General features: G+C 57.9%; 11 protein-coding genes and 1 tRNA gene. 6 read left to right on the top strand and 6 right to left on the bottom strand.

Annotated elements, in window-relative coordinates; all coding sequences use genetic code 11:
* Positions 1–126: 126 nt before the first annotated feature.
* On the top strand, positions 127–4,863 hold the full coding sequence (locus tag AUC45_RS09760) for an NAD-glutamate dehydrogenase domain-containing protein (RefSeq protein ID WP_067601680.1): 4,737 nt from the start codon (positions 127–129) through the stop codon (positions 4,861–4,863).
* 65 nt (positions 4,864–4,928) lie between these two features.
* Positions 4,929–6,170, top strand: a complete 1,242-nt coding sequence (locus tag AUC45_RS09755) for an NAD(P)/FAD-dependent oxidoreductase (protein ID WP_067601678.1) — start codon at positions 4,929–4,931, stop codon at positions 6,168–6,170.
* On the opposite strand, the gene queG is transcribed toward AUC45_RS09755, so the two are convergent.
* Positions 6,154–7,227, bottom strand: coding sequence for a tRNA epoxyqueuosine(34) reductase QueG (gene queG / locus AUC45_RS09750; RefSeq protein ID WP_067601676.1), 1,074 nt, complete (start codon positions 7,225–7,227; stop codon positions 6,154–6,156). The genes AUC45_RS09755 and queG overlap by 17 nt on opposite strands.
* A 46-nt stretch (positions 7,228–7,273) precedes the next feature.
* Between queG and AUC45_RS09745 the strand changes: the two genes are divergently transcribed.
* The 4 genes from AUC45_RS09745 to msrB all read left to right on the top strand — a co-directional run bounded on the left by AUC45_RS09745 (position 7,274) and on the right by msrB (position 11,613).
* The gene (locus AUC45_RS09745; protein WP_067601673.1) at positions 7,274–8,296 is read left to right on the top strand and encodes an ABC transporter ATP-binding protein; all 1,023 of its coding nucleotides are present in this window, start codon (positions 7,274–7,276) and stop codon (positions 8,294–8,296) included.
* Positions 8,293–9,594, top strand: coding sequence for an ABC transporter permease (locus AUC45_RS09740; protein WP_082701075.1), 1,302 nt, complete (start codon positions 8,293–8,295; stop codon positions 9,592–9,594). The genes AUC45_RS09745 and AUC45_RS09740 overlap by 4 nt, the downstream gene beginning before the upstream one ends.
* A 93-nt stretch (positions 9,595–9,687) precedes the next feature.
* On the top strand, positions 9,688–11,028 hold the full coding sequence (locus AUC45_RS09735) for a cytochrome P450 (RefSeq protein ID WP_067601669.1): 1,341 nt from the start codon (positions 9,688–9,690) through the stop codon (positions 11,026–11,028).
* A gap of 57 nt (positions 11,029–11,085) precedes the next feature.
* The gene (gene msrB / locus AUC45_RS09730; RefSeq protein WP_233998664.1) at positions 11,086–11,613 is read left to right on the top strand and encodes a peptide-methionine (R)-S-oxide reductase MsrB; all 528 of its coding nucleotides are present in this window, start codon (positions 11,086–11,088) and stop codon (positions 11,611–11,613) included.
* A gap of 15 nt (positions 11,614–11,628) precedes the next feature.
* Here the strand turns inward: msrB and AUC45_RS09725 are convergent, their stop codons facing one another.
* The 5 genes from AUC45_RS09725 to AUC45_RS09705 form a co-directional block, all read right to left on the bottom strand.
* Positions 11,629–13,416, bottom strand: a complete 1,788-nt coding sequence (locus AUC45_RS09725) for a hypothetical protein (RefSeq protein ID WP_067601666.1) — start codon at positions 13,414–13,416, stop codon at positions 11,629–11,631.
* Positions 13,417–13,418: 2 nt separating this feature from the next.
* Positions 13,419–13,856: a GtrA family protein gene (locus AUC45_RS09720; protein WP_067601663.1), complete on the bottom strand. Its 438-nt coding sequence runs from the start codon at positions 13,854–13,856 to the stop codon at positions 13,419–13,421.
* 43 nt (positions 13,857–13,899) lie between these two features.
* Positions 13,900–15,543, bottom strand: a complete 1,644-nt coding sequence (locus AUC45_RS09715; protein WP_067601661.1) for an NAD(P)/FAD-dependent oxidoreductase — start codon at positions 15,541–15,543, stop codon at positions 13,900–13,902.
* 147 nt (positions 15,544–15,690) lie between these two features.
* Entirely contained in the window at positions 15,691–16,365 is a 675-nt protein-coding gene (locus AUC45_RS09710) for a PilZ domain-containing protein (RefSeq protein ID WP_067601659.1), read from the bottom strand.
* A 154-nt stretch (positions 16,366–16,519) separates the two neighbouring features.
* Positions 16,520–16,606 (bottom strand) — tRNA-Leu (locus AUC45_RS09705).
* Between the last annotated feature and the right edge of the window lie 16 nt (positions 16,607–16,622).

Raw genomic sequence — 16,622 nt, 5'->3', positions numbered from 1 at the left:
AACACGGCCTTCCGTAAGGGCCCGAAGGTGCTTGCACTTGCCATATCAACGGGCCTATTGGCGGCAGGATAACAACAAGGCGGGACAACAATATTGCCCGCGCGCAGGAAGCCAGGAACCGCACTTATGGCGAAGAAACAGGCCGCTTCAAGCTCTGAGAAAGCAGCAAAGATCAACAGTAGCGCTGCTGATCAAGCGCTCCTGAAACCGCTCAAACAGCATCTTGCGGCCTCTGTTCTACCCGGCGATACCCCGCTCGAAGGCGATGAGCTGGAAGATGTCGCGCATTACCTTCTTCTCGCCGGCGAAAAACGCACGCCTGCGCGCTCAACGCTAAAACTGCAATCGACCACAGGGGAGCGTCGCCGTCTGAAGATCGCCGTCATCAATGACGACATGCCGTTTTTGGTCGATTCCATTGCGAGCACGATCACCGCTCACGGCCTCAGCATTGATCGGCTGGTCCACCCGGTCATCGAGACGACGCGCAATGATGAAGGTCAACTCACCGCGCTCGCCAAGCCGCGCGAAGATGCAGACGGCAGCCTTCCTGAAAGTTTCATCTATATCGAAACACCGCGCGTTGATGCGCGGCAACGCAGCGAATTGCTGAGCGATTTGAAGACCACATTGGGCGATGTGCGCGCCGCAGTAAGCGACTGGCCCAAAGTGCAAAAGGCGATGCAGCGCGATATCTCGGCAATTGGCGGGTCGAGCCCGGAAGCAGCGGCGCTGCTCACCTGGCTTAACAACGGAATGCTCACCCAGCTTGGCCATGTGACCCAGAACCGCGACGGCTCCACTGCCAAAGCGCGCGGTATCTGCCGCAAGAGCGCGCAGCCGATTCTGTCGGAAACCTCATTCGATCGCGCGTTTCAATGGTTTGATGACAGCCCCAAGGACGCGCCTGCCCGCGATCTTCTGGTCATCAAGTCGAACCGCCAATCGACGGTTCATCGCCGTATTCCGCTCGATCTGTTTATCGTTCCAGTGCGCGAGGACGGGAAGACGAGCAGCCTTTCTGTTCACGCAGGCGTTTGGACGAGCGCAGCCCTGGCCACCCGGCCACAAGATGTGCCGGTTCTGCGCGCCTCGCTCGCGCAGTTGACAACCAATCTTGGCTTTGATCGCACGGGCCACGCTGGCAAGGCGTTGGTCCACGCCTTCACAGCGCTTCCGCACGACCTGCTCGTTGCGTTCGGTCCCGATGATATCCAGCGACTGACCACGGCGATGATGAGCCTTGTTGATCGGCCACGCCCGCGGTTGGTCCTCGTGAATTCGGCGCTGGGACGGCACGTCTTCGCGTTCGTGTGGCTCCCGCGCGATATGCTCAACACCGAAACGCGGCTGCAAATCGAGGACCTTCTGACGGACGAGTCCGGAGCAAGCGTCCTTAGCTGGAGCCTCGAGGTTGAAGGCAGCACGCTCGCCATGCTGCAATTCCTGCTCGACACCCGCGAAACCGATACCGTCCCGGATGCTGACAAGATCGAGGCGCAGCTTGAAGAATTGCTGCGCGGATGGGGCGATGCAGTAGAAAATGAACTGTCAAAGATTGAAGACAACGGCCGAGCAAATGCGATTGCCACCCGCTATGCCGATGCCTTCCCGCCCGCTTATCGGTCCGATTATGGCGCGAAAGAAGCAGCACGGGACATCTCGCGATTGCGCGCTCTTGCATCGTCAGGCGATGAACAAAGCGATCAGCGCGATGCGCGGCTTTATCGGCTGGATACCGACAAGGATGATGTCTTCCGCCTGAAGATCGCACATATTGGCGGCAGCCTCTCGCTGTCCGATGCCGTGCCCGCATTCGAGAATTTCGGCTTTCGGGTCATCACAGAACGCAACATCGCTTTGGATGGCGGATCGCTCGGCACCATCCACGATTTCACATTGAAGCTAGCCAATGAAGCCAAGATCGATGCGCTGCTGGATCGATCAAGCATAATCGAATGCGCCATTGCCGAAGTTTTGAACGGCGGTTCAGAGGATGATCCCTTCAACCGCCTTGTCGTCGAAGCCGAATTGGGCGTGCGCGAGGCTGTGTGGCTGCGCGCGATCTATCGCTATTTGCGCCAGACGGGCATGAGCTTCACGATCTACACGGTCGTCGATGCGTTGAGCGCTGCGCCATCTGTAACAAGAGCGATGATCGACATGTTCACCGCTTGCCATGATCCTGAATTTGACGGCGACAGGGACAAGGCTCTCGAGGAGGCTAAGGATGCCTTTGGCAAAGGGCTCACCAAAGTCTCGGCCATCAACGATGATCGTTTGCTGCGGCTTTATCGCGCGGTGATCGAGGCGGTTTTACGCACCAACGCCTTTGCCGAAGCAGCAAACGAAGCGCTCGCCTTCAAGATCGAATCCGAGAAAGTACCCTACCTTCCAAAGCCTGTGCCATGGCGCGAAATCTTCGTTTATTCGCGCCGGGTCGAAGGCATTCACCTGCGCTCGGGCGTGATTGCGCGCGGCGGCCTTCGCTGGTCGGACCGCCGCGACGATTTCCGCACCGAAGTCCTGGGCCTCATGAAAGCGCAGCGCGTCAAGAACGCGGTGATCGTTCCGACAGGTGCGAAAGGCGGTTTCTATCCCAAGCAATTGCCCAACCCCTCGCAAGATCGCGACGCGTGGGCGAAAGAGGGCAAGGAAAGCTACAAGGTCTTCATCCGCAGCCTGCTCTCCGTTACCGACAATCTCAAAGGCAACAAAGTCGTTCACCCCGAAGATGTCGTCATTCATGATGGCGAAGACCCCTATTTCGTAGTCGCTGCCGACAAGGGTACTGCGAGCTTTTCCGATGTCGCCAATGGCATTGCGGAAGACAAGAATTTCTGGCTCGGCGATGCTTTCGCGAGCGGCGGCTCCAACGGCTATGACCATAAGGCCATGGGTATCACCGCGCGCGGTGCATGGGTCAGCGTGCAGCGGCACTTCCTTGAAATGGGCATCGATGTTCAGGAAGACACGATCGAAGTCGTCGGCTGCGGCGATATGTCGGGCGATGTGTTCGGGAACGGCATGCTGTTGTCGAAAGCGATCAAGCTGGTCGCCGCTTACGATCACCGGCACATCTTTATCGATCCTTCGCCCGATCCGGCCGCAAGCTGGAAAGAGCGCAAGCGCCTGTTCGAAAAATCAAGCTCAAGCTGGGATGAATACGACAAGGATCTGATTTCGCGCGGGGGCGGGGTGTATTCGCGCGATGCAAAAAACATCACGCTTTCCAAAACCGCTGCCAGCATGCTCGGGTTGGAATGCGAGGAAATCACGCCTGATAATCTCGTCAGTGCTATTTTGCGCGCACCTGTTGACCTGATCTGGTTCGGCGGCATCGGAACCTACATCAAGTCTGAAGACGAGAGCAATTCCGATGTCGGCGACAGGGCGAATGACGCCTTGCGCATCAATGCCCGGCAGGTTGGGGCAAAGGTTATCGGCGAAGGTGCGAACCTCGGGATTACTCAAGCAGGCCGCATCGAATTTGCATTGAATGGCGGGCGGCTCAATGCCGACTTTATCGACAATTCGGCGGGTGTGGACTGTTCGGATAACGAGGTGAACATAAAAATCGCGCTCGCATCGGCGGTGCGCGGCGGTGATCTCACTGAGAAGAAACGCAACAACCTGCTCCAGAAAATGACCGATGAGGTCGCCGAGATTGTCCTTGAAGACAATCGCTTGCAGGCACTCGCGCTGTCCATCGCAGAGGCTGCGGGCGCAAAGGCGATGGATTCGTATATCCGCCTGATCGAGCGGCTCGAAGAGATGGGCGTTCTCGACCGGGAGAACCAGGGCATTGCCGACAATGAAATGCTCAAACGCCGCGCGAACGATGGCAAGGGGCTGACCCGGCCCGAACTTGCCGTGCTGCTGTCGACAACAAAGCTGGTGCTGCAAGACGCGATCGAGGAAAGCGATCTGCCTGATGATCCTTCGCTTGAAGATGATCTCATCAACATGTTCCCCGAACCGATGCGCAAGGATTTCAAAGGCGCGATCACCGATCACCGCCTGCGCCGCGAACTGATCGCAACCGAACTCGCCAATCGCATCGTCAATTCGATGGGGCCGCTCGCCGTTTTCGAGCTCGCCGAAGAAGAGGGCGCGATGCTTGAAGCAATCGCGAAAACATTTGTCGCGGTGGATACCCTGTTCGACATGCGCGGGCTTTGGACGCAGATTGACGATGCGAAAGTCAGCGAGGCAACGCGGATCGAGCTGTTCGAACGCACCGGGCAAGCTCTTGGCGCGCATATGGGCGATCTCTTGCGCGCGGGCGCTGCACGACAGCGGGCAAGCGAACTGGCCGAGGAACTCGCACCGGGCATCAATGAACTGACCAAGGCGACGGAAACGCTCATTTCGGGCGATGCGCGCCAGCAATCCGACAACATGCGCGGCGAATTGACTGATGCCGGCACACCAAAAGAACTTGCCGGCCAAATTGTCCGCCTGTTCGAAATGGATGGCGCAGCGGGTCTTGCCCGTCTTGCGCAAACCTCCGGCCTGCCAATCACCGATCTAACCAGCGCATTTACCGACCTTGGCGCGCGGCTTGGTCTCGATTGGGCGCAGCGCACCGCCGCCTTGATGGAGCCATCCGATGTGTGGGAGCGGATGCTGGTTGCCGGGCTCGCGCGCGATTTTCAGCAGATGCGGCTCGATCTTTTGCGGGCTCTGCTTAAGAAGAAAGACGCCGAACCCAAATCTGCTGTCGACAAATGGGCGGACGATAATTCAGCTTCGATCCGGCAGTTCAGGAATGTCGTCGCGCGCGCGCAAAACCAGACGCCGGTCGCGCCTGCCGTCTTGGCCCAAATCGCCAGTCAGGCGCGCGGGGTGCTTGAGGCTTAAGCCTTGACCTTGCGCACGATTGGCGCAAGGCATGCGCGCCTCAGGGGCGAGAGAGGGTAACGAACTTGGCACCACAGGCACGCGAAGCTGATGTCGTTATTGTCGGCACAGGCCATGGCGGGGCGCAGGCTGCAATTGCGCTGCGCCAACAAGGACACGAGGCCCCAATCCTGATGATCGGGCGCGATGCGGCGCCCCCGTATGAACGCCCGCCACTGTCCAAGGAATACCTTGCAGGCGACAAGGGCTTTGAACGCATCATGATCCGGCCGGAAAAATTCTGGGCGGACAAGGGCATTGATCTGTCACTGGGGCACGCAGTCACCGATATCGATCCGATTGCGCACACGGTGACTTTGTCTGACGGCAGCGTGGTAGGATATCGCAAGCTCATCTGGTCAGGCGGCGGCGATCCGCGCCGTCTGCCTACCCCCGGCGCAAACCAGAAAGGCGTCTTCTACGTCCGTGACAAGCGTGATGCAGATGCGATGATGGCCGCTCTTGAAGCAGGCGCGCGCCGCGCAGTGGTGATTGGCGGCGGGTATATTGGGCTAGAGGCCGCAGCGGTCCTACGCAAAATGGGCTGCGAGGTCACTCTCATCGAAACGCAGGAGCGCCTGCTCGCGCGTGTTGCCGGACCAGAACTGTCCGAATTCTTCGCGACTGAACACCGCAATCAGGGCGTCGATGTGCGACTTGGCCAATCCGTCACCGCAATCGCGCACGACAATGGCCATGCGACGGGTGTGCAGCTTGATACCGGGGATTTTCTGGCCTGCGATATGGTGGTTGTCGGCGTTGGCATTGTCCCGGCTGTCGGGCCGCTCATCGCCGCGGGCGCTGCCGGGTCCAACGGCGTCGATGTCGATTTCTGCTGCCGCACCACTCTCGATGATATCTACGCGATTGGTGACTGCGCAGCGCACGCCAATCCCTATGCCGAAAACGCCGTGATCCGTCTGGAATCCGTCCAGAACGCGCACGACATGGCAAACACGGTGGCAAAAGCGATCATGGGCGAAAAAGAGCCCTATGATGCTTTGCCGTGGTTCTGGTCGAACCAGTATGATCTGAAACTGCAGACCGCTGGCCTCAACCTCGATTACGATGCCACCGTATTGCGCGGCGATCCTGCCACTCGCAAATTCACAGTCGTCTATCTCAAAGAAGGCAAACCGATCGCATTCGACTGCGTGAACACCATGAAGGATTACGTGCAGGGATCAAAAATGCTGAAAGCGGGCGCTGAGCGGATTGATCCTGAATTGCTGGCCGATGCGAACGTGCAGCTTAAAGAGATGATGTAAGGCGCGCTGCGGCCCAATGCGCCGCATCTGCGACGACTGTGTCGGGATCGTTCTTCAACTTCTCGCATGCGCCGAGCAGCGCCGCATCCCCGCTATTCCCAGCCGCATAAAGGCAGTTCCTGACAAACCTGCCCCGCCCGATCCGTTTGATGGGCGAGCCTGAAAAAACCTCGCGAAAGCCTGCATCATCAAGCGCGAGCAATTCGCCAAGTCGCGGACTTGCGAGTTCGGCGCGGGGTAGAAATTCGCGCATGGCGTGGGCGGTGGATGCAAACTTGTTCCATGGGCAAACCGCCAGACAATCATCGCAGCCATAGATCCGATTGCCGAGAGCGGTGCGAAACTCTTCAGCTATCGGCCCCTTATGCTCAATCGTCAGATACGAAATGCAGCGCCGCGCATCGAGCCGGTAGGCGCTGGGGAACGCGTCGGTGGGGCAACTATCCAGACATGCACGGCAAGTCCCGCATTGATCGCGTTGAGGATCGCTCGGCTCAAGTTCCAGAGTTGTGTAGATCGCTCCCAGAAACAGCCAGCTGCCGTGATCTGGGCTGACGAGGTTGGTGTGCTTGCCCTGCCAGCCAATGCCCGCCGCCTCTCCCAAAGGCTTTTCCATCACGGGCGCTGTATCGACGAAGACTTTCACCTCAGCGCCCAGTTCTTCAGCCACCAGCCAACGCGCGAGCGCCTTCAGTCTCTTTTTGACGGTATCGTGATAATCCTTGCCCTGCGCATAAACGGAGATGCGCGCATGGGCAGGATAATCCTCCAGCCGCATCGGATCGGCAGAGGGGGCATAACTCATACCGAGAGCAATCACCGATCGCGCCTCAGGCCATAGGGCTTGCGGAGAACGGCGATGATGGGCCCTTGTCTCCATCCATTCCATTGTGCCGTGATGATTATCGCCGAGCCATTGTTCGAGCCGCTCAGCGCGGACCGGGTCTTCGCGGGCGCTGGTAATGCCGCAAGATACAAATCCGAGATCCAGCGCAGCCTTGGAAATACGCGTTTCAAGCGTTTCCTCAACTCCGTTGGTTAGCCCGGAATTAACCATGTTTAGGGTTACTCCCGTTTAGTCTCGCGCGTTAACTCGCATTCCCATGGATATGCCGGTAAGCGAACTTGTGGCTTCGCACAATCACACAGCCCCGTTTGACAGCTCTGACCTTGAGCCGATCATCGATACGCGCCCTCTCGCGATTGAAGCGCGCGGGCTGGTCAAAAGCTTTGACGGGACGCGCGCTGTCGATGGCGTCGATATCGCTGTGCCTGAAGGCGCGATTTACGGCATTCTGGGCCCCAATGGCGCTGGAAAGACGACGACCTTGCGGATGCTTTTGGGCATCATTGATCCCGATGAAGGCGTGCGCCGTGTCTTTGGCCATGATCGCCCGCACGATGTGGGTCGCCTGATCGGATATCTGCCCGAAGAGCGAGGTCTCTACCCCGCCATGAAGGCAATTGATGCCATCGCGTTCATGGGCGCGCTGCGCGGTCTGCCAAAGCCGGAAGGACGCAGGCGCGGGCTTGAACTGCTGAAACGGCACGATCTTTCCCATGCAGCCGATCGCCAGATTCGCCAGCTTTCCAAAGGGATGGCGCAAACCGTCCAATTGCTCGGCACTCTGGTTCACCAGCCCCGCCTTGTGGTGCTTGATGAACCATTCTCCGGCCTTGATGCAATTAACCAGGGCAAGTTGGAGCGGATGATCCGGTCTTTGGCTGAAGAAGGGGTGACGGTAATCTTCTCCACCCACGTCATTCATCATGCCGAGCGGCTTTGCGAAGGCGTCGCCATTATTGCAGGGGGCAAAGTGCCCTATGCCGGCAGCGTCGAAACCGCACGTGACCGAATCCCTGCACAAGTCCGCCTCGAAACCCGCGCGCGCGAAGGAGCATGGACCAAAGCTCTGCCCGAAGACACGCGGCGCGAAGGCGATTTCTTCTATTTCTCGCTTCCAGAAACTGGGGTTGAGCCTTTGCTCAAAGACCTCATCGCAGGCGAAGCGGGCATTCTGTCGCTTTCCATCGAACGCGCCGGGCTTCACGATGCTTTCGTCGCAATCGCAGGCGAAGCGGCTGCGCGTCAGCTTGAGGCTGATCAGGCGGGAGACCTATCATGAGCGACCAAATGGCCAACATGGCTGTCAAACCCCGCCTTTCGCGTCTCGAAGCCGCCTGGGTCATCGCCCAGCGTGATTTCGTCGCTGTGCTGTTCAGCCGCGCGTTTCTGTTCTTCCTTTTGGGGCCGCTCTTCCCCGTCATCGTTGGCGGCCTTGCCGGCAGCATTGGCGGACAGGTTTCGAAGCAAGCTTCCGCTGCCGAAATCGGTATCGCGATGAGCGTGGATGATACCGCGGCGCTGTTACGCGGCGCGGATACCTTGCGTCCGCAATTGGGCGGTGCGGTGCCTGCGCTTGCCGTTATTCCTGAAGCCCAAGACAATCCCAGTTTCAACGCGAGGGCGTTCCTTGAAGAACGAAAAGGCAGCTATGTCGCGATTGTGACGGGCAGCATCGCTGCGCCTGAATTGGTGGGCACCAAGGGACAAGTTGCGCGGTGGAAAGGCCCGATCAGCCTGATCGCCTCCACCGGGGCAAGCGCATCACCGCAGACCTTCCCCAACGTCCAGACCGCCACTGTCACCAGCAGCGCGGCGTCTGAACGATCCAGCCGGATCAAAACCGCTCAAGCCTCGCAAATGGTTCTGTTCCTTTTGACGATGCTGCTTGCAGGCATGGTACTGTCCAACCTCGCTGAGGAAAAGGGCAACAAGATCATCGAAATCCTAGCCGCAGCGATCCCGATGGACGCGGTGTTCATGGGCAAGCTGTTTGCCATGCTGGGCGTGTCGTTTGTGGGCATCGCTGTGTGGGGCACTGTCGGTTGGGCGTTTTGGGCGGTGGCCGAAGATGCGATCGTAACCGTCACTCAAACCAATTACCGCAACCTTCCCGGCCCTGCGGTTGGATGGCCGCTCTTTATCGTTTTCGGAATTGCCTATTTCTCGATGGCGTATCTGCTGCTCGGCTCCCTGTTCCTCACCATTGGCGCAATGGCGAACACCGTGCGCGAAGTGCAGACCATGTCGATGCCGGTGACGATGATGCAGCTTATGGTGTTCTTCGTCGCTGCCTTCACATTGACGCCAGGCGGTGCGTGGATGGAGCCTTACGCCATCGCCTTCCCGCTCTCTTCTCCTTTCGCCATGCTTGCGCGCGCGGCGATGGATGAGAATGTGTGGATTCACGCAGGCGCGCTCTTATGGCAAGGCATCTGGGTTGCCCTGCTCGTCAAAGGTGGATCGATCCTGTTCAAGAAACGCGTGATGAAATCAGGCGGTGCTGGGCGCGATAAATCGAAACGTCGCTCCCTCTTCGGGCGCCGCAAGGCTGAGCCTGCGCTTGAACCGGCTGAGTAAGTAGTCAATCGAAACCGGTATTGACATCACTGTCAATTAGGGCAGGATGTCTCTCGTTGATCGAACAACACAGTTCGGTGACGGGAGAGAACAATGGCGACGATGGCACCCCCTGCACGGCCCAAGGTGCGCAATTCACCGCAGGCGTATGAAGCGCTCAAGGCGCACTTTGAAAAGCATCCGGAAGAACGCCCGCAGCATCCTCACAAATGGGATGTGAGCCGGTCGGATATCTATTTCGAAGACAGATGGCAGCCGATTTTCAAGGAAATGCAGGATGCAGGCCCGCTGCATTACATCCCCGAAAGCCCCTATGGCCCGTACTGGGCTGTCGTCGGGCACAAGGCGATCCAGCATATCGAGGCATTGCCGGAAACATTCTCTTCGAGCTGGGAATATGGTGGGATCACCATCCTTGAACGCCTGACTGACGAACAGATCGCCGCAGAGGGGACCGATCGCCGCGAACTCCCCATGTTCATCGCCATGGACCGGCCACAACACACCGGCCAGCGCCGCACAGTCGCTCCCAAATTCACCCCGTCAGCCATGAAGGATATGGAAGACGAAATCCGCCAGCGCACGGGCGAATTGCTCGACACTCTTCCGCGCGGCGAAGTCTTTGACTGGGTCGACACGGTTTCGATTGAACTGACGACGGGCATGCTCGCCATCCTGTTCGGCTTCCCATGGGAAGATCGTCGCATGCTCACTTTCTGGTCTGACTGGTCAGGCGATACCGAAATTGCAGGCGTGCGTGAGCTTGACGAGCTGCGCTGGGAATTCCTTCATGAGATGGCGGCCTATTTCCAATCGCTCTGGGTCGAGCGCACCATGGATAAAGAGCCCGGAAATGACCTTATCAGCATGATGGTTCATTCCGATGCGATGAACCAGATGCGCCCTGAAGAATTCATCGGCAATCTGGTGCTGTTGATCGTCGGAGGGAATGACACGACGCGCAACACAATGAGCGGGATCATCCACTTGCTCGACAAGTTCCCCGATCAGCGAAAACTGTTTGAGGAAAATCCGGAGCTTATCCCGAATGCCGTTCAGGAATGTTTGCGGATGCAGACACCGCTTGCGCATATGCGGCGGACCTGCACCGAAGACACCGAAGTCTTCGGCAAGACGATCAAGAAGGGCGACAAGGTTGTGCTGTGGTATCTCGCGGCAAACCACGAGGAAGCAATTTTCCCCGACCCGCACAAACTCGATATCACACGCGAGAATGCAAAGCGGCACATCGCGTTTGGCTACGGTATCCACCGCTGTGTGGGTGCGCGGCTTGCCGAATTGCAATTGCGCGTCTTGCTCGAAGAAATGCACAAACGCCGGATGCGCGTTCACGTTGCAGGCGATGTGGAGCGCGTGCGCGCAAACTTCGTCCACGGTTTCCGCAAGCTGGAGGTAGAAATCACCGAATTCTGAGCGCTTCAGGTCGCGAAGTGAAACTTTTTCGCCATTTAACACGTAAAACATAACGAGATGGACGAAAAATCAGGATCGAAAATCATGTCGGACAGCATCTGGCGTCGCCGCTTTCTGCTCGGGGCGGCGGGCCTCGGCGTTTCTTTGCCTTTGTTGAGCGCGTGCGGTGCATCCCCCGCTCAAGCCAAGGGCAATTTCCGTATCAGCAAATCAGAAGCGCAATGGCGCAAGCAGTTGACCAAGTCTGAATACTATGTCCTGCGCGAAGCCGGGACAGAGCGCGCTTACACATCGCCCCTCAATAAGGAAAACCGCAAGGGCACGTTCGTTTGCGCAGGGTGCAACAATCGCCTGTATTCCTCAGCGCACAAATACGACAGCAAGACGGGCTGGCCGAGCTTCTACAAAGCGATCGACAAGGGCGCAGTTGGCACGAGCACCGATTACAAGATTGGATACCCCCGCACCGAAGTGCACTGCGCCGATTGCGGCGGGCATTTGGGACATATCTTTGGTGACGGGCCAAAGCCCACGGGCAAGCGCCATTGCATCAACGGTGCGGCGTTGGACTTCATCCCAGCCTAGCGCCGGTTGGAGATTTTATTCCGGCTTGATCGCCCAGGCCTTGAGCGATCCGGCCTCGCCCAGATCAATCGGCTCAAGCCAATCGGGCGCATCATCGCTTAGGAGCGTGGCAACAAAGCCATCCGGCGCCGCCTTTTTGTAAGTAACAGGTTCGCCGCGGCCATCGCATATCACGACATAATTGGTGCCGCGCGCGCGCAATCTGGTGAGTGCGTCGTCTGGATCGGCGAGCGCAGTCTCGATCACGAACTTCATCGCATCATCGCCGCGGTGGTGCGCGGTCGCGACAACGCTGTGATGCGTATCAAGCAGAATTCGCGGGCCAATATCGAGCGGCGCATACAGCTCGCTCGCCGGGAGCGCGTTCAGCAAATGCGCGGTCTCAGAAATGTTGCAGGTGGCGGCAGGCTTTTTCTTTTCCTTTGGCTCTTCACCAAGGATCGAAGCGTGCGCCTTTTCAGCGCTCGTGAAGACGGAAAGCGGCAGGATCGGCAGCAGCACGCAGGCAACGCCCATCATGGCCGAAACACGATAGACCGGGCGCTTCATATTGCGGATTGCTCTAAGCCATTGGCGGATCTGCCAGGCCAGTGGCGGCGCAGCGAGCACGCAGGCCACCGCTCCAGCGCGCGCAACAAACATCGAGACGATGAATGCAGCGACCAGAAGCAAAGCATAGTCCGTCCAGAAACGTCGCAACCAGTCGCGCGATTGCCCAATCAGATTGGCGAGCGCGAACAGCGCAATGACAGGCGTGACCGCGAACTGCATCGCGACTTCCAGTTTCTGGCGCCAGATCGGTTGACCTTCGGCAACTTTTGAAAGCCAAAACTCGGCGACGAGCGGATCAAGATCACCAAATCCTCCGCCAGTGACGCATTGCGGTGCGGTCAAAAACATGACGCCAATCGCGCCGCCGCCGGCAATACCGAACCCTGCCACAAGCAATCCGCGCGGAATTGGCTCTATGCGCGAGAACACCGTGAGCACAATCGCTCCCCAGCCAAAGACGGCGAGATGCGCTGGCCCTATTGCATCGCAATAAATCTGAAGATTGCCCGCGCCCTTTGTCAGCAGAAACAGCGCGATGCTGGTGCCAGCAAGGCTCTGGATCGCCATTTCCAGCCACACACGCTCTTTGCGATCACGTATCCAGCGCCATGCAAGCAGTGCGAACATCGCAGCTGCAAACGGCAGCCCTTCGATAGAGATAGAAAGCCAGGTCGCGAGCGATGCCCCAATGATGAAGGCGCCCATTCGTTCAGAGCGTGCCATCAATCCGTTCACGGCAGCGAGCGCGCAGACAATCTGCCAGCCATGGTGATCAATCCGCATCGGTCCCAATTGGAAAATGACAGGAAGTGAAAAGGCGAAGACCAGACAGGTCAAATTGGCGACTTGCTGCCCCAGCAACCGCCACGCAATCCGCGCCGCCAGCATCATGGCAAGGCCCATGGTGATGAGCGGGACGAGGATAACGGCGATTGTTTCGGCCAGCGCGCTTCCCACAATCGGGGTCAGCACAATGATGGTGAGATAGAGCGGCAAATCGACAAGCCGCGACCAGTGCATCGGCACCCCGCCATCAGCAGCATTGATCCGGTGCTGCGTCGCATCAAACCAGCTTTGCCCAGCGATTAGATCGCGCACCTGGACGAGCCGCAGGACATCGTCCGGACCCATCGAAAGAAAGCCTGCGATTTTGCTGAAATGGAAGCCCAGCAACACCGCGGAGAGGACCGCCCAACAAAGCGCGACCTTAATCAGGAATTCAGCCGAAAAGGCTCCAAGGCGGCGCTCCATAATCATGTCGATGGGGCGGATTGTTCAGCGCGAAAAACGATGCGGCTGCGGATCAGCCAAGTCGCTGTGAAACTGACGATGATCGCGGCGGCTTTGGCAAGGCGCGGATCGATACCCACCCAATCGCCGACGCCCACGATGGCTGTGGTAAGGCCGAGGCCGATAAAGGCGGAGATTACAAACAGCGCTTTTTGCCGTGTTCGCGCCGCGCCTCCGCTTGCGACCGTTTCTTGAAAGACCGTCCGGCTTGAAAGCAGCCAATGCGCAAGAATGCCAAGCGAATACCCGATGGCAGAGGCCGGCGCGGGCGCAACGCCCATGGCCATCAGCCCCAGGAACGCGCCCACATCGACCGCCAACGCGCCAACGCTGGCGAGCAGATAACGCGCCAGCTGGAAATCGCGCAGTCTTGCGATCACGGATGAAAACTGATCGTTCATGGTCGAGGCCGGTTCAAACTACCTTTCGACTAGCATCGTGAAATCAGGCCGACTTGCGAGTTTCTTCCACTGATCCCTCGTCAGATTTTATCCGCTCGGGCACACCGCGCAGCGATGTGAGAGCGGCAACCTGATCTTCGCTCAGAGTTTTTGTTTCGGTGTCGTCGGACATTTCGCGCGCGGCAATTTTGGTCTCTTCGCCCTCATCACCCGCTTCGTGGTATTCCGCATCCTCGTTGACGCACCACGTGTCGTAAATGCGCTTACCTGCAAGGATGTTCTCAACCGTCAACATCGCCGTCATCATCGCGTGGTCTTGGTTGTTGTAGCGGTGCATCCCGTTGCGGCCGACAAGGTGCAGCGTCGGATGCTTTTCTTCGAGCTCTTCGCGCATCGCCTGCACGTTGGCCTCGTAATCATCATCGTAGACAGGATACGCTTTTTTCTGGCGGACAACCGCGCCGCTTACGACCATCTTGGGATCACAAAGGCCGAGGATTTCCATTTCCTTGGTTGCCTGAGCGATCAAATCGTCGTCGGAGGAAGACCACAGACCGTCGCCTTCGAAACAGAAATATTCGAGGCCAACGCACGCCATATCGTCATCCGGCACCATTTCTGGTGACCAGCTGCGGAAGTTCTGCACGCGGCCAACCTGCACCCGGTCATCGTGGATGTAGATCCAGTTATCGGGGAAAAGGTCCTCCGATTTCACCATCAAAGCGACGGTAAGGAAGTCACGATAGCGCAGCTTGTTCGCTTCGAGCGAAGACTGCGGCAGCGGGTGGATGCGCTTTGCAAGCTCGCGCATGGGTGCTGAACTGATCGCGTGTTTGGCGCGGACCTGCACTTTGCCACTATCCCCAGACGCGGTCATCGACCAACCGCCCTGACCATCGCTGGCGAGTTGTTCCAGCGCGTGGCCCATCAGTACCTGGCCTTTGCCAGTCGCGTGGATGTGATCGCGCGCGGCATCCCACATCATGCCGGGACCAAGTCGTGGATAGCGGAAGGTTTCGAGCAGAGTTTTCACTTCCTGCCCGTCATTGGGTTTCTTGTTGAGGCCAAGCGAGCGTTTAAGGCCATCAGTTACCGCGTTCCACAGCGACAGGCCCTTGATGCGTTGAGCAGCCCAGTCGGCGCTCATCTCATCACACGGCATGCCCCACACCTTCTCGGTGTAGGTCTTGAAGAAGATCGAATAGAGTTTCTTGCCAAACTGGTTGGTGGTCCAGTCCTCAAAGCTTTTGACGTCCTTGATCGGGAACAGCTTGTAGCGAAGATAGCTCAGCATGCAGGCGGTCGAACGCAAAATGCCGAGGTTCGACAATGCTTCAAAAGCGCGCAGCGGGTAGCTGTAGAATTTGCCTTCGTAATAGATGCGGCTCATCCGGGGGCGCTGGATGAAGTCATCAGGCAGGATTTCATTCCACAGGTCGACAACCTGCTGACTTTTCGAGAAGAAGCGGTGCCCGCCAATGTCGAAGCGATAGCCTTCGTGTTCGACCGTGCGGCTGATCCCGCCGACATAGGTTTCGTCTTTTTCGATGATGGCGACGGTCTTGCCCTGCTTGGTCAGCAAATACCCTGCGGTAAGACCAGCCGGCCCCGCACCGATGATGGCGACATCGACATCAAGAATTCCGCCATTTGTACCTGCGTTAAAACCAGCATCGTGCTGCGACATTGAAAGCCCCCGTAAAAAAGCGCCCAATGCACGCGGTATCGCGCATTGGATCACGATCGGGAGTGAAGGAAAATGGTTAGCGAACTGTAAACCAGACCCGCGAACTCGCACTTTTTACGTGATTTTGCGTGAGCGGTATAAAATCTCTCAGTCAGTCGCGAGCATCGGAGACTGCAAGCGCATGCAAAGGGTGGCAAAATCATTGAGCGAAAAGGTGTTATCGAACACCACGCCATACGCGTTATCGCGGCGCCAGCGCACCTTGGCATCGATCTCTGAAAAGCCTTCTGCGCCTTCTTGGCCAACCAGTTTGAGAGTTTGATCGATCGCGAACAAACCTTCGCACTCGAACCGGGCTCCTTGCTGGGATAGATTTTCGACCACCGCTTCCCAGCGGCCATCTGGAGCGCTCACTGTGATTGGGAAGAAGATGGAGAACCGCAACGCACGCTTGGGGTAATCGCTTGCCTCATGGACGAGCGTTTCAACATCGACATCGCTTATGAATTCGAACCCCGCTTCATTCTCCATTTGTCGGACCGGTCGCAATTCATAGGTGCTGCCGCTCGGCATCTGGAGAGCCATTTGCGGCTCATCGGGAAGGGCGTGAAACAGACGAACACGCACACCCGTTCGCGAGACATCGCGGACCACGCACACAAATTCACCCTGTTTGGTGATGAGCTTCGCCGATCGGATGAGAGTCTTTATACGCGGCGCTCTGCGCGATGAAACGCTCGCCGTCTCAGTCTCAGCCACAGGCGAAGTGTCTAAGCGATCGTCAAGATCACTTGATCGATAAGGAACTGCCGGTTGGTCCATCTACACTGCCTGACATTGTCCCACAAAAGCCCAGCCCCGTTGGGGCGGCCCGGAAAACTCTCCGTTCGAAATTGATATTCGAAACGGGGTTAAGCCCCGGATAAACGGCAATACGGAGTTTGGCTGAGGATGCTGATCAGGTCTTGAAAAGGATTGGTGCGGGTGGTGGGACTCGAACCCACACGATCTATAGGATCAGGGGATTTTAAGTCCCCGGCGTCTACCATTCCGCCACACCCGCTTGCGCAAAATGGGCA

The sequence above is a fragment of the Erythrobacter sp. YT30 genome (assembly GCF_001542875.1).
In the GTDB taxonomy this organism is placed as follows: domain Bacteria; phylum Pseudomonadota; class Alphaproteobacteria; order Sphingomonadales; family Sphingomonadaceae; genus Erythrobacter.
The sequence above is the reverse complement of the archived record's forward strand: the minus strand, read 5'-3'. Positions and strand labels throughout refer to the sequence as shown.